Source organism: Micromonospora sp. BL4 (genome assembly GCF_003667505.1).
In the GTDB taxonomy this organism is placed as follows: domain Bacteria; phylum Actinomycetota; class Actinomycetes; order Mycobacteriales; family Micromonosporaceae; genus Micromonospora.
In genome coordinates this window covers 1-13,367 of sequence record NZ_RCVJ01000038.1, presented here as the reverse complement: position 1 = coordinate 13,367, position 13,367 = coordinate 1, and the positions used below count along the sequence as shown (strand labels likewise).

At 71.5% G+C, this 13,367-nt stretch carries 10 protein-coding genes and 1 pseudogene; 5 read left to right on the top strand and 6 right to left on the bottom strand.

Annotation, left to right across the window (positions count from 1 at the left end):
- Positions 1 to 237: 237 nt before the first annotated feature.
- Entirely contained in the window at positions 238 to 2,592 is a 2,355-nt protein-coding gene (locus tag EAD89_RS01000) for an AbfB domain-containing protein (RefSeq protein ID WP_199733376.1), read from the bottom strand.
- Between the two features lie 256 nt (positions 2,593 to 2,848).
- On the opposite strand from EAD89_RS01000, the gene EAD89_RS00995 reads away from it, so the two are divergent.
- From EAD89_RS00995 to EAD89_RS00985, 3 genes are all read left to right on the top strand, one after another.
- Complete coding sequence (locus EAD89_RS00995) at positions 2,849 to 3,862, top strand: LacI family DNA-binding transcriptional regulator (protein ID WP_121674353.1); 1,014 nt, start codon at positions 2,849 to 2,851, stop codon at positions 3,860 to 3,862.
- A gap of 118 nt (positions 3,863 to 3,980) precedes the next feature.
- Positions 3,981 to 4,721: an N-acetyltransferase gene (locus EAD89_RS00990; RefSeq protein WP_121674352.1), complete on the top strand. Its 741-nt coding sequence runs from the start codon at positions 3,981 to 3,983 to the stop codon at positions 4,719 to 4,721.
- A 163-nt stretch (positions 4,722 to 4,884) separates the two neighbouring features.
- Positions 4,885 to 5,679 carry a trypsin-like serine protease gene (locus tag EAD89_RS00985; RefSeq protein ID WP_121656590.1) on the top strand — a complete coding sequence of 265 codons (795 nt, stop codon included), beginning with the start codon at positions 4,885 to 4,887 and terminating at the stop codon, positions 5,677 to 5,679.
- Between the two features lie 66 nt (positions 5,680 to 5,745).
- On the opposite strand, the gene EAD89_RS30640 is transcribed toward EAD89_RS00985, so the two are convergent.
- Positions 5,746 to 6,300: a hypothetical protein gene (locus EAD89_RS30640; protein WP_199723554.1), complete on the bottom strand. Its 555-nt coding sequence runs from the start codon at positions 6,298 to 6,300 to the stop codon at positions 5,746 to 5,748.
- A 46-nt stretch (positions 6,301 to 6,346) separates the two neighbouring features.
- Positions 6,347 to 6,679 (bottom strand): putative quinol monooxygenase, encoded by a 333-nt coding sequence (locus tag EAD89_RS00975; RefSeq protein WP_121656589.1) that lies wholly within the window; start codon positions 6,677 to 6,679, stop codon positions 6,347 to 6,349.
- A gap of 214 nt (positions 6,680 to 6,893) precedes the next feature.
- Here EAD89_RS00975 and EAD89_RS00970 point away from each other — a divergent pair, with 214 nt between their 5' ends.
- A complete protein-coding gene (locus EAD89_RS00970; protein WP_121674351.1) occupies positions 6,894 to 7,967 on the top strand; it encodes a glycoside hydrolase family 19 protein in 1,074 nt (357 codons plus the stop codon).
- A gap of 116 nt (positions 7,968 to 8,083) precedes the next feature.
- Positions 8,084 to 9,736 (top strand): glycoside hydrolase family 10 protein, encoded by a 1,653-nt coding sequence (locus EAD89_RS00965; RefSeq protein WP_121674350.1) that lies wholly within the window; start codon positions 8,084 to 8,086, stop codon positions 9,734 to 9,736.
- Between the two features lie 50 nt (positions 9,737 to 9,786).
- Here EAD89_RS00965 and EAD89_RS00960 read toward each other — a convergent pair whose 3' ends face one another.
- The 3 genes and pseudogenes from EAD89_RS00960 to EAD89_RS00950 all read right to left on the bottom strand — a co-directional run.
- Entirely contained in the window at positions 9,787 to 10,836 is a 1,050-nt protein-coding gene (locus EAD89_RS00960; RefSeq protein ID WP_121674349.1) for a zinc-dependent alcohol dehydrogenase family protein, read from the bottom strand.
- Between the two features lie 132 nt (positions 10,837 to 10,968).
- Positions 10,969 to 12,885 carry a glycerophosphodiester phosphodiesterase family protein gene (locus tag EAD89_RS00955; protein ID WP_121674348.1) on the bottom strand — a complete coding sequence of 639 codons (1,917 nt, stop codon included), beginning with the start codon at positions 12,883 to 12,885 and terminating at the stop codon, positions 10,969 to 10,971.
- Positions 12,886 to 12,978: 93 nt separating this feature from the next.
- Positions 12,979 to 13,367 (bottom strand): annotated as a pseudogene (locus EAD89_RS00950) (cellulose binding domain-containing protein); the annotation flags it as partial.

The window sequence follows — 13,367 nt, the reverse complement described above, 5'->3', positions numbered from 1 at the left end:
GTGCCACGCCGCTGCCGAACAGCCACCACAGACCCGACCCGTCACCGGCGGTGACGCGTCGGGTCTGTGGTGGCTGTTCGGCAGCGGCGTGGCACTGGTCGTGACCGGTACCGCTGCTCGACTGATCTGGCGCCGGCCCAGGGCGTCGCTGGACGCGTAGTCACACGCCCTGATCGCCACCGCGGGGGTTCCGGCTTGAGCCGGAACCCCCGCGGTCGTTCCGCGTCACCTCATCGGTCAGGGTGCCCAGGGTGCGCTGACGTTCCAGGTGCTGTCGGCGGCCCACAGCGTCGGCGTGTTGTACGCGTCACCGCCCGTCCCGTTGCTGAGCCAGACCTCCGAGTTGTAGTGCCGCAGGTACCTGCCCCGGAAGTTGTACGACTCCAGCGACACACCCGTGCCGGTCAATCCCACCCGTGCGCACCAGGTGGCGTCGGCGCGGGTGAGCGCGGAGCCGTCGTTCGGCGAGTTGCGTACCCGCGAGTTCTGGTGCCGCAGGTACTGCCCGGGGACGTTGACCGACTCGAACGAGTAGCAGGTGGCGTCGGCCAGGCCGGGACGGATGGTGTACGTCGCATCGTTCTTGAGCAGACTCGTGCTGCCGGCGTCGACCACCTCGGTGTAGGCCAGGCCGTCCCGGTGCCGCAGGTACCGGTTGGTGTGGCCGGGGGTGGTCACCTGCAACGACCGCCGGGTGTTGACCGGCAACGCGACGGGCGCCGAGCTGCCGATGGTCTTCGAGGCGTTGATCAGCGCCGTGTTGGCGGCACGGACCCGGGCCTGATCCATCTTGACCACCTGGCGGTCGTAGGTGAGAAAGCCGTTCAGCTCACCCTCCAGATCGGTGATCTCCGTGTAGACCGAGGCGCTGAGCCCCTTGCCGAGCATCAGGTTCTGGCTGCCCTGCACCAGGCCCACATAGCGATTGGTGAGCGCGGTCGAATCGGGCTGCCACTCGTAGGCGAAGAAACTGCCGTTCGGGCTGTACTCGTGGCCGGGGGTGTGCAGGCCCAGGCCACCGAACTCGCCGAGCGCGGCGATCCGGTTGGCCGATGGTGCGGGGGAGTCCGGCCCGAGATAGGCGTGCCAGTCGTCGATGTCGCCGTTGCCGGGGTTGCCGAGGGACTGACAGCAGTTGTGACCGCTGTGCGGGTTGACCAGACGGGTCGGGTCCTGGTTCTTGATGTTCTGCGCGACCCGACGGGTGTCCGCCAGGGCCCGCTCACCCCAGCCCTCGTTGTACGGGGTGTACGCGATGACGGCGGGGGAGCTGCGGTGCTCGTCGACGATCTCGCGTGCCTCCGTCTCGAACTGCGCCTGCTGGGCGTCGGTGGCGTTGATGTCCTGCGCGGTCATCGACGGGATGTCCTGCCAGACCAGCAGGCCGAGCCGGTCGGCGTGGTAGAACCAGCGCTGCGGTTCGACCTTGATGTGCTTGCGCACCATGTTGAAGCCGAGATCCTTGTGCTTCTGCAGGTCGAAGGCGAGAGCGGCGTCGGTCGGCGCGGTGTACAGCCCGTCCGGCCAGTAGCCCTGGTCGAGCGTGCCGACCTGGAACACGAACTGGCCGTTGAGCTTGGGGCGCAGCACCCCGTTCACCACACCGGTGGTGATCTCGCGCATCCCGAAGTAGTGCGTGGTCCGGTCGACGGTGGATGCGGCCGCGTTGCGGAGGGTCACCCGGAGGTTGTAGAGGAACGGGTCGTCGGGTGACCAGCGGCGGGCGTTGGGCACCGGCACGCTGAAGTCGGTGAAGCCGCCGGTGGCCGAGCCGACCACGGTGCTTCCGTTGAGCGCCTCGGCGAGTACGCTGTGACCGCTCACGTCGCCGCGCGTGAAGACCCGGACCCGCAGGGTGTTGTTGCTCAGGTTCGGGTAGACGTCCACGCTGCTGATCGAGGCCGTGGGCACCGGCTCCAGCCACACCGTCTGCCAGATGCCGGAGCTGGGGGTGTAGAAGATGCCGCCGGGTTGCTTGGTCTGCTTGCCGATGGGTGGCAGGCTGCCGTTCTGCCGGGTGTCGGTGGGGTCCCACACCTTGACGACGATCTCGTTCGTCCCGGCGGTGAGCTGCGGGGTCACGTCGAAGGTGAAGGCGTCGTAGCCCCCGGTGTGCGCACCGACCCGGACGCCGTTGACCCACACGGTGCTCTGCCAGTCGACCGCGCCGAAGTGCAGCAGGGTCCGCCGACCCGACCAGTTCGCCGGGACGGTGACGGTTCGCCGGTAGAACAGGTAGTTGCGGTTGTCGTTGGCGGCCCGCTGGATGCCGGAGAGCGCGCTCTCCACCGGGAACGGCACGTTGACCCGCTCGGGCAGGTTGGTGTTGAACTGCGGGGCGTCGTCGGTCGCGGACTGGCGCAGCTGCCACTCCCCGTTGAGGTTGAGCCAGTCCGGCCTGGTCATCTGCGGTCGCGGGTACTCCGGCAGCGGAGTGCCGACCAGCGCCTGGTTGGTCCAGGGGGTCGTCAGTGGCGGCGTCTTCGGCGGCGCGGCCTGTGCCCGCGGGGTCGGCGCGGCGAGGACGCCGGCGACGAGGGCGATGATGAGCAGCAGGGGCAGGGCGGGGCGGATGGGGACCTGACGTGTCATGCCGTCTCCGGGGGACGAGTCGCCGCGGGCGGTGCAGCCGGCCCGAAGCGCGTTGGCGTGGGCATCGGGGTGGTCACTCGACGAGGGACGGACGTCATCGACGGATGCCGGTGGGATCTCCACGTACGACCGATGGCGGTTATATTGACATCCATCACCACCTGTATAACGTTATAGAGGTGGTACGGACCCCCCGTCAATCCTTGTTCGTCAATGTCTCCCCGGCCCGTCGACCAGGTGCGCGAAGGGTCGGTGAATGGCCGTCAGCCTGAAGGACATCGCCGAACGCGCGGGCGTCTCGCTGGCCACCGTCTCCAACGTGGTCAACGGATATCGACCGGTGGGGGAGCGGACGCGTCAGCGTGTGCAGCAGGCGGTCGACGAACTCGGCTACAGCCCCAACCTCAGCGCCCGGCATCTCCGTCGGGGGCGTACCGGCCTGATCGCCCTGGCCATCCCGGAGCTGAACAACCCCTACTTCGCCGAGCTCGCCGAGATCGCGATCCGGGAGGCGGCGGGGCTCGGCTACACCCTGGTGATGGAGAACACCGCCGCGGACCGGGAGGCGGAGCTGCTACTGCTCGACGGCTCGCGGCGGCACATCATCGACGGCCTGATCTTCAGCCCCGTGCGCATCGGCCGGGCGGAGGTGCTGGCCCGGACCGCAGACAGCCCGCTGGTGCTCATCGGCGAGGGCGTCCACGACGTGCCGCACGACCACATCGCCATCGACAACGTCGCCGCGAGTCACGCGGCGATCCAGCACCTGGTCGGGATCGGGCGGCGCCGGATAGCGTTCATCGGAGCCGCCGACGGCGGCGACCGGCAGTCGGCGCACCTGCGCCTGCGCGGCTACCGGGAGGCCCTGGCCGCGGCCGGCCTGCCGTACCGCCCGGGGCTGGTCGCCCCCACCCGCGAGTTCGGCCGACGCGACGGCGAGCAGGCCATGCGTGACCTGCTCGCCCTCGATGAACCCCCGGACGCGGTGTTCGGCTACAACGACCTGGTCGCCATCGGCGCGCTGCGGGCGTTGACCGAGGCCGGCCACCGGGCGCCGCGGGACGTCGCGGTGATCGGCATCGACGACATCGAGGAGGGGCGGTTCAGCAACCCGACCCTCACCACCATCGCGCCGGACAAGGAGGCGATCGGCCGTCTCGCCGTACGCCGCCTCGTCGCCCGGATCGAGGGTACGCAGGTCACGGCGCCGCTGACCGTGCAGACACCGTTCCGGCTGATCTGCCGCGAGAGCACCTCGGCGGGCCGCTGATCGCCGTCGGTCCCACAGTGCCCGGCGCGGCACTGCCCAGCTTCTCACCGTACGAGCGACCACGGCTGGCGCGGAAAACGGGCTGCCGCCGCCGCACCGGTCCACTATCGTCCGCCGAATGGATCTTCAAATCGTGACGGTCGCGCAACGGCCCGAACTCGCGCCGCTGTTGAACGACTTCGACGGCGCCTGGCCGGAGTTCATGCAGTGGGATCCGATGGCCTCGCTGTACTACGCGGTGGCCGACGACCTGTACCCGGAGTTCGTCCTGCTCGCCATCGACCCCGCCGAGCCGGACCGGGCGGTGGCGCGGGCCTACAGCGTGCCGCTCTCGTGGACCGAGGAACGGCTGCCGCCGGGCGGCTGGGACCGGATCGTGCAGCGGGCGACGATCAACCGCCTCGCCGGCACGCCGACGAACATCGTCTCCGCGTTGGAGATCTGCATCCGCCCCGAGGTCCGTGGCCGGGGCCTGTCCGCCCGGATGCTCGACGCGATGCGCGAGAACACCCGCCGGCTCGGCTACGACACCCTCGTCGCGCCGGTACGCCCCAGCGGCAAGCACACGGTTCCCGACGAGCCGATGGACCGGTACGCCTTCCGTGTCCGCGACGACGGCCTGCCGGTGGACCCGTGGTTGCGTACGCACGTGCGTGCCGGCGGCGTGATCGAATCCGTGGCGGCACGGTCGATGACCATCCCGGGCACGCTGGCGGAGTGGCGGCGCTGGACCGGCCTGCCCTTCGATGGCACCGGCCCGGTGCGCGTGCCGGACGCGCTGGTTCCGGTGTGGTGCGACGTCGAGCATGGCCACGGCGTCTACGTCGAGCCGAACGTGTGGGTGCGCCACCAGCTCTGACCCGCGCTCCGCGGCAGATCGAACCGGCTGGCCCGGTGGGATCCATAGCGCCGGCGGTACGACCCAGAGAGGATGTCGTTCCAGATCCATTGATCTCAATATGATGACCGCATCGGAAATCAGGTGCGCTCACGAGGCGTGCCGTCCTGATGCGGAGGAATGCATGGTTCGCTGGCGTACCCTCACCGGCCTCTTGGCCACCGCGTTGGCCGCGGTGACCGCGGGCAGCCTCATTCTCGCGGCACCGGCGGCCGCGGCCGACAACCCCGTGACGCCGAACGTCGTCGGCGGCACCCGCGCCGCTCAGGGCGAGTTCCCGTTCATGGTGCGACTCTCGATGGGGTGCGGCGGGGCCCTGTACAGCTCGCGGCTGGTGCTCACCGCGGCGCACTGCGTGGGCGCCACCGGCGCCAACACCAGCATCACCGCGACGCTCGGAGTGGTCGACCTCCAGTCGTCCAGCCGGATCACCGTCCGGTCGAACTACGTCTACCGGGCTCCCGGCTACAACGGCAACGGCCGGGACTGGGCGCTGATCCGCCTGGCCACCCCCGTCACCGGACTGAGCACGCTGAAGATCGCGAACACCACCGCGTACGACAGCGGCACCTTCACCGTCGCCGGCTGGGGCGCCGCTCGCGAGGGAGGCTCCCAGCAGCGGTACCTGCTCAAGGCGACCGTCCCGTTCGTCAGCGACTCCACCTGTAACTCGTACTACGGCGGCCAGATCATCGCCGCGCAGGAGATCTGCGCCGGCTACGCCAGCGGCGGCGTGGACACCTGCCAGGGGGACTCGGGCGGCCCGATGTTCCGCCGCGACGCCAGCAACGCCTGGGTCCAGGTCGGGATCGTCAGTTGGGGCAACGGCTGCGCCCGACCCAACTATCCGGGTGTCTACACCCAGGTGAGCTACTTCGCCTCGACGATCGCCTCGGCGGCCGCGAGCCTCGGCGGCTGACCGTACGCCCGATCGAGCGGCCCGGCCGGCGACGGCCGGGCCGCCCGCGTGCCGACACCGTCGGGGTCAGTCGCGCGTGAGACCGGGCGGGAGGGCATCCTCGTCGGGTCCGACGGGGCGGGCGTTGACCAACGGGTTGCGGTGCAGCGCGGTGATCAGGGCGGGATCGCCACCGACGTCGGTCCAGACATCGTCCCAGAGGGCGGAGACGAGCCAGGAGCGGTCCGCGGGAAAGAACAGATCGGGCAGTGCTCCTTCGCCGCGCATGTGGCCGGTGCGCCAGGTCAGGGCCTGCCGGGGGCCGGCCTCGACCAGCAGGTAGCGCCAGTCCCAGTAGAGGGACACCGTCGGCGCGAGCGGGAAGACGATGTCGTGCGCGCCGGTGTCGAGATAGCCCAGCCACCAGGGCTGCTCGGGGGTCCGCGCGGTGAGTTCGTCGACCACCGCGCGTTCGTGGGCCTCCAGCGTGACGCCATCGGGCGGATGGAAGGTGGCGTAGGCGTCGAAGACCGGCGGGATCGCCGTGGTGATCGAGACGCCCTGCGTGGTGCGGCCGGCGAGCCAGGCGACGTCGCCGGCCGTACCGATCCGCCAGCGCCGCCCGTCCTTGGTGACGTCCATCAGCCCATCCAAGCCGATGCGTCGGTCGACCGGGGCCCGGTGCTGATCAGCGACCCTCGGGGACGGCCATCTCACCGAGCAGCGACCAGTCCTGCTGCGGCACGGTGGCGTTCACGATGCGCGGCGTCTCGGCCAGGTGGGGCGGCAGGGTCTCCTGGGCTGCGCGGAAATGGGCGGACTGCACGTGGGCCGCACCGGCCTGGTCGTCGCGGAACGCCTCGACCAGCACGTACTCGGTCGGGTCGTCGAGGCTGCGGGACCAGTCGAACCACAGGCAGCCCGGCTCGGCCCGGGTCGCCTCGGTGAACTCGGCGGCGATCTGCGGCCACCGGTCGGCGTGCTCGGGCAGGACGCGGAACTTGGCGGTAATGAAGATCATGGCCTCAGGCTACCCAGCCGGGTGGGTCAGCCGTCGGCCCCGCCATCGGCTCGGACGGGGTGGGCCGCCCGGGCACCCCACGACACGTCCGCCCGGGGGCGGCCAGGACGGGATCCCCGCAATAGTAAAGAAGGTGAACAGAAAGTGTTACAGTCACTCCCGTCGATACCTGGTCGAACCTTCGGCCAGGAGGATCCGAGGAAGGAGTGATCACATGACGAGACTGCGCACCCTGGTCGCGCTCGCGGCGCTGACCCTCGCCGGCGGGTTGGTCGCGGTCATCCCGTCGACCGCCGCGTCGGCGGCCGCCTGTTCGGCATCGTGGCAGGCGTCGGCCGTCTACACGGGAGGCGCCCAGGTCTCCCACAACGGCCGCAACTACCAGGCGAAATGGTGGACCCAGAACGAGGCGCCGCCGGGCACCACCGGCGTCTGGCAGGACCTCGGCGCCTGCGGCGGCGGCACCACGCCACCGCCCACGGGAAGCTGCAACCACCCGAACTGGGTCGCCGGCACCTGGTACGCCACCGGCAGCATCGTGCGCTACACCAACGGCCTGTACTACATCGCCGAGCACGACAACCCGGGCTACGACCCGGTCATCAGCACCTGGTACTGGGAGCCCTACACCTGCGGCGGCGGCGGGACACCGCCACCGACCAACCCCGGCGGCTTCGTGGTCACCGAAGCCCAGTTCAACCAGATGTTCCCGAGTCGCAACTCGTTCTACACGTACTCCGGGCTCGTCGCCGCCCTCAGCGCCTACCCGGCGTTCGCTAAGAGCGGCAGTGCCACCGTCCAGCGCCAGGAAGCCGCCGCCTTCCTGGCGAACGTGCACCACGAGACCGGCGGCCTCGTGCACGTGGTGGAGCAGAACACCGCGAACTACCCGCACTACTGCGACCCCGGCCAGCCGTACGGATGCCCGGCGGGGCAGGCCGCCTACTACGGTCGCGGGCCGATCCAGCTGAGCTGGAACTTCAACTACAACGCCGCTGGCATCGCCCTCAACCTGCCCCTGCTGACCAACCCGTGGCTGGTGCAGACCGATGCGGCGGTGGCCTGGAAGACCGGGATCTGGTACTGGATGACCCAGAACGGGCCGGGCAGCATGACGGCCCACAACGCGATGGTCACCGGCGCCGGTTTCGGCGAGACCATCCGCAGCATCAACGGCTCGATCGAGTGCAACGGCGGCAACCCCGCCCAGGTGCAGAGCCGCGTCACCAGGTACCAGCAGTTCGTCGGCATCCTGGGGGTGCCGGCCGGAGCCAACCTGTCCTGCTGATGGGCGCCCGGGCCTCGCCGCCGCACGGCGGCGAGGCCCGACCGGCCAGTCTTAGCTGACCGTTAAGTAACGGCCATCGGTTCGACCCGGCCGGCGGCACTCGGCAGACTGGGCCAATGCCCGCCGCCGATCCGCCCGCCGCCAACGCTCGCCGCCCTCGCGTCCGGGTGCTCATCGCCGTGGCCGCCGCGTTCGCGGTGGCCGCCGCGATCGGCGCCTGGTCGCTGCGGGACCGGGTCGACGGGGACGACGGTGCGTCGCGAGCGGCCGGCGCGGCGGCTGCGAGCGCGGCGGCCGACGCCAACGGCCCCCCGGCCTGCGCCGGCCAGCCGGCCCGGGCGCCCCGCGAGCTGCGCGGCATGTGGATCACCACCGTGAACAACATCGACTGGCCGAGCCGTCGTGGTCTGCCGGCCGAGGCGGCGCGGGCGGAGTTCCGGGGTTGGCTGGAACTCGCCGTACGGCGCAACCACAACGCGGTCTTCGTGCACGTACGCCCGAGCGGGGACGCGCTCTGGCCGTCCGCGTACGCGCCCTGGTCGGAGTGGCTGACCGGACGCCGCGACGGCCGCGACCCGGGCTGGGACCCGATGGAGTTCATGGTCGCCGAGGCACACGCCCGCAACCTGGAGTTCCACGCCTGGTTCAACCCGTACCGTGGCGGACAGCCGGCCAGCGTCGGCGGACCCGGCCCCAGGCTGGACCAGCTCGCGCCGACACACCCGCTGCGGCGGCACCGTGACTGGGTGGTGACCTACCCCAGTGCCGACCGACCCGGCAGTCGCCTCTACTTCAACCCGGGGATTCCCGAGGCGCGGGCCTTCGTCGAGGACTCGATGTTGGAGGCGGTCCAGCGGTACGACGTCGACGGGGTGCACTTCGACGACTTCTTCTACCCGTACCCGGAGGCCGGACAGGACTTCCCGGACGGCGCGGCGTTCGCCCGCTACGGCGGGGGGTTCGCGAACAAGGACGCCTGGCGCCGCGACAACGTGAACACGCTGGTCCGGGAGATGAGCGAACGGATCAAGGCCATCAAGCCGTGGGTGAAGTTCGGCATCAGCCCGTTCGGCATCTGGCGCAACAAGCGCACCGATCCGGCCGGCTCCGCGACCGCCGGCCTGCAGAGCTACGACGACATCTACGCCGACACCCGACTCTGGGTACGCGAGCAGTGGCTGGACTACGTCGTACCGCAGCTCTACTGGCACATCGGATTCGGCAAGGCCGACTACGCCAAACTCCTGCCCTGGTGGGCGGCCACGGTGAAGGGCACCCGGGTGCAGCTCTACATCGGCCAGGCCGACTACCGGGTGGGCGAGCGCGGCGCCTGGCGCGACCCGGCCGAGCTGGACCGCCAGCTCGCCCTCAACCGCCGGCACGGGGTGAGCGGCAGCGTGCACTTCAGCGCCAAACAGGTGCGCGCGGACAAGCTCGGGGCGGTCAGCCGGTACAGCGCGGCGCACTACGCCGGCCCGGCGCTGGTGCCCACGATGGCGCAGCTGCCGGCGGCGCCGCCGGCAGCCCCCGAGGTCACCGGCGTGCGGCGTGCCGACACCGGCGGCGTGGAGTTGACCTGGCGCGCCGACGGTGCCACGAGCATCGCCGTCTACCGCGTGGACGGCGACGGTGCCCAGCTCGTCGGCACCGCCCGCGGTACGGGTTGGGTGGACCGCACCGCCCCCGCCGAGGGTCCGCTCACCTACTGCGTGTCCGCGCTGGATCGCAGCGGGAACGAGGGCCCACTCAGCGCGCCGGTCGCCACATAGCGGGCGTCCGTCGGCGCCGCCGCCTGCGCACCGTCGTGCGCCACGCCCGTTCAGTACGGCCGGATGAGGCACATCCCGCCGGCGGCGGGCCGGTCCATGGTGGCCAGCGCGTGGGGCACCTCGGTGAGGCCGATCGTGCGGGTGACCAGCTCGGCGGGCCGTAGCACGCCGGCGGTGACCAGCCCGAGCAGCTCCGGATAGGCGTGCGCCGCCATGCCGTGGCTGCCCCGCAGCTCCAGCTCGAACGCGATCACGAGATCCATCGGCAGGGCCGGCCGGCCCTGCGCGGCGGGGAGGAGCCCGACCTGCACGTGCCGGCCCCGCCGACGCAGGCTCTCGATGGAGGCGGCGCAGGTGGCATGACTGCCCAACGCGTCGAGTGACAGGTGCGCGCCGCCGCCGGTCGCCTCCCGAACGGCGGCGGCCACCGCCCCGGGGCCGGTCAGGGCGCTACCGTCCAGGCAGACCGCGGCACCGCAGCTCCTGGCCAGCTCCAGCGCGCCGGGGGCCACGTCGACCGCCACCACCCGCGCGCCACAGGCCACCGCGATCATCACCGCGGACAGCCCCACACCGCCGCACCCGTGCACCGCCACCCACTCGCCCGCGGCGACGCGCCCCTGGCCGACCACCGCCCGGAACGCCGTGGCGAAGCGGCAGCCGAGCGCCGCCGCGGCCGGAAAGTCCAGCTCGTCGGGGAGCCGGACCAGGTTGACGTCGGCGTCGCGCACCGCCACGTACTCCGCGAACGAGCCCCAGTGGGTGAAGCCCGGCTGCGTCTGCCGCTCGCAGACCTGCTGATCGCCGGCGAGGCAGGTCGGGCACCGCCCACAGGCGCAGACGAACGGCGCCGTCACCCGATCGCCGGGCCTCCAGTCGCGTACGCCGGCGCCGACCGCCGTGACCACGCCGGCGAACTCGTGACCGGGGACGTGCGGCAGGCGGATGTCGGGATCGTGGCCCTGCCAACCGTGCCAGTCGCTGCGGCACAACCCCGTCGCCTCGACGCGGATGACCGCGCCCCCGGGCGGCGGCACCGCGTCCGGGACGTCGCGGACCTCGGGCGGGGCACCGAACTCGTCGAAGATCACGGCACGCATGAGGCGCATCCTCACACGCCGGCGGGCCGACCGAAGGCCCCACCCCACGTGGGCGCCGGTGGGCCGGCCGTCCGGCACGGGACGGCGCTGGGGTCCCCGCCGGCGCAGCGGGGACCCCAGCGTGGCGACGGACTACGTCAACGCGAGGGTCCGAGCGTCGGCAGCGATGACACTGGCGACCTCGGACGGCACCAACTTGCCGGCCTGCCGGTCGACGTAGGTGGCCAGCTCGGCGTACTGGCCGTGGACCAGCTTGACGGTCATGGCGTTGATCGCGGCCGCCTCGGCGCCGGAGGTGAGGAGCAGGTAGCCGAGCCCGGCCTGGCTCACCGTCACGGTGAACGTGCTGGTCGCGGTCGCGGTGCCCTCCGGGCCGGTCACCTCGGTGCGGACGGTGTGGCGGCCCGCGGTCAGCCTGGCCAGGTCCAGCTTGCGTCCGGCGGCGGACTTCCTGCCGTCGAGCGTGACGGTGACCGTGTCCGCGTTGGTGGCGGCCACCGCGATCACCGGGGACTGTGCCCGGTCGAGCCGTGCCCCGTCGACCGGCGACGTGATCCGCACGGTCGGGTCGGCCGGGGCCCGCTGCATGAACGCCGAGTTCCAGCCGACCAGCTCGGACGCGCGGTTGGTGATGACCCCGTCGGTGCCGATCCGCTCCAACCGCTGCCACAGGCCGGCGGAGTCCATCGTCCAGGCCATGACGGCGACGCCGGCGGCGTGCAGCGGCGCGACGACCTCCGGCCGGGCCAGCAACGCGTTGCCGTCCGGGTTGTACGCGGTCAGGTGCAGCTCCCGGGAGATCGCCACCGGGTCGGCGTCGAGGCTGCTGCGGAGCAGACCGAGCGGCAGTTCGGGCGCGAGTTCGTAGGTGTACTTCAGGGCGTCGACCTCGAAGCTCTGGACGAAGACCCGGCCCATCATCTGCTCGTCCCGGATCACCTGGATGATCGTCGCGACCTCGGCCCGGGTGTGCCTGCCCTTGATCTCCAGCAGCAGGCTGCCGCCCCGCGTCCGCAGGTCCGCGAGCTGCTCGGCCAGGGTCGGCACCCGCTCGCCCACGTAGTGCGGACCGAACCAGGAGCCGGCGTCGAGCGCCTTGATCTGCGCGGCGGTCAGGTCGCGGATGTTGCCGGTCCCGTCGGTGGTCCGGTCGACGGTGCCGTCGTGCAGGATGAACGGGATGCCGTCCTTGCTCGGCTGGACGTCGTTCTCGATCCAGTCGGCGCCGCCCTTGCGCGCGATCTCCTGCGCGACCAGGGTGTTCTCCGGGGCGGCGGCGGACGCGCCTCGGTGTGCGATCACCGTGAGCGGGCTGCCCTTCGGGCGGATGTAGCCGTTCGGCGGCAGCTCGGTGACGGTGACGTCGTCGTACGAGACGGTGCCGCCGTTGACGAAGAGCGCCTGGACGCCGTTGGTCGAGCGCTGGAGGCTGTTCGTGCGCATCGCCTCCCGCCCGTCGAAGATCCAGCGGGCCTGGGTGCCGTGCACCTCGACCGCGACGCGGACGTCCCGACCGGTGCCGGCGGCGTACGGGGCGGAGGCGGTGTTCGTCACGACCCAGGCGTTCGCCGTGGTCCGCTGGGCGAACTCCAGACCGTTGGCGGCGGTGGTGCCGCTGCGCATGGTGGCGATCCACCACGGGGTGGCGCCGTCGGCCGGGACGTCGATGCCGAGCGACGCCCAGCGGGTGGCGGCGGAGACCGATTCGAAGCGCATGGTCGCCTCGAGCCGGAAGTCGGCCAGGTGCCGACCGAAGGTGATCTTGTTGTTCTCGCCCGAGCTGGCGGAGGTTCCGTACAGCCGGCCGTTCTGGACCTTCCAGGCGCCGTCGACCGCGTTCCAGCCGACGGGCAGCGACCCGGAGGAGAAGCTCTCCGAGACGACGACGGTGCCCGGCTCGGCGGTGGCGGGCGACGACGTCGCGACGGCCACCGCGACGGCGGCGCCGGTGACGGCGAGCGCGGCGATGGTGGCGGCAGCCCGGGTACGCACGGCGACGAACCTCGTCGCGGCGCGACCGAGCGACGATGATGCGGATAGGACAGTCATGCTCGGGACGGTAGGAAGCGGACCCGAACTCATGATCAATCGAGCGTGGCTGCCGCCCGAACCCTGGATGTACGGGATGGCCGGTGCGGCGGGTCAGTCCGACAGACCGGTGCAGGCGACCTCGTCGATGCTGCACGCCGTGGGGGCGGAACTGCCCGCCGAACCGTTGACCCGGAACGTCACCCGCACCGGCGCGTCGCCGGACACCGGCCCGGCGCTCCCGTCGGGTACGAATGTCCACACCGCACCGTCGTGACTCGCCTGTGCGCCCTGCACCGAGCTGACCCGCAGCGACTCCCTGGGCAGGGTGACGACCAGCTTCCACTGCGCCACCGGCACCGGGCCGGGATTGCTGATCGTCACGGCGGCACCGTAGCTGAGCAGGGACTTCTCCGCGATGGCGAAGTCGGCGCCCAGGGCGGCCGGTGTGGGTGAGGGCGTGGCGGGGGTCGGCGAGGGCGCGCTGGTCGACGGCTCGGGGG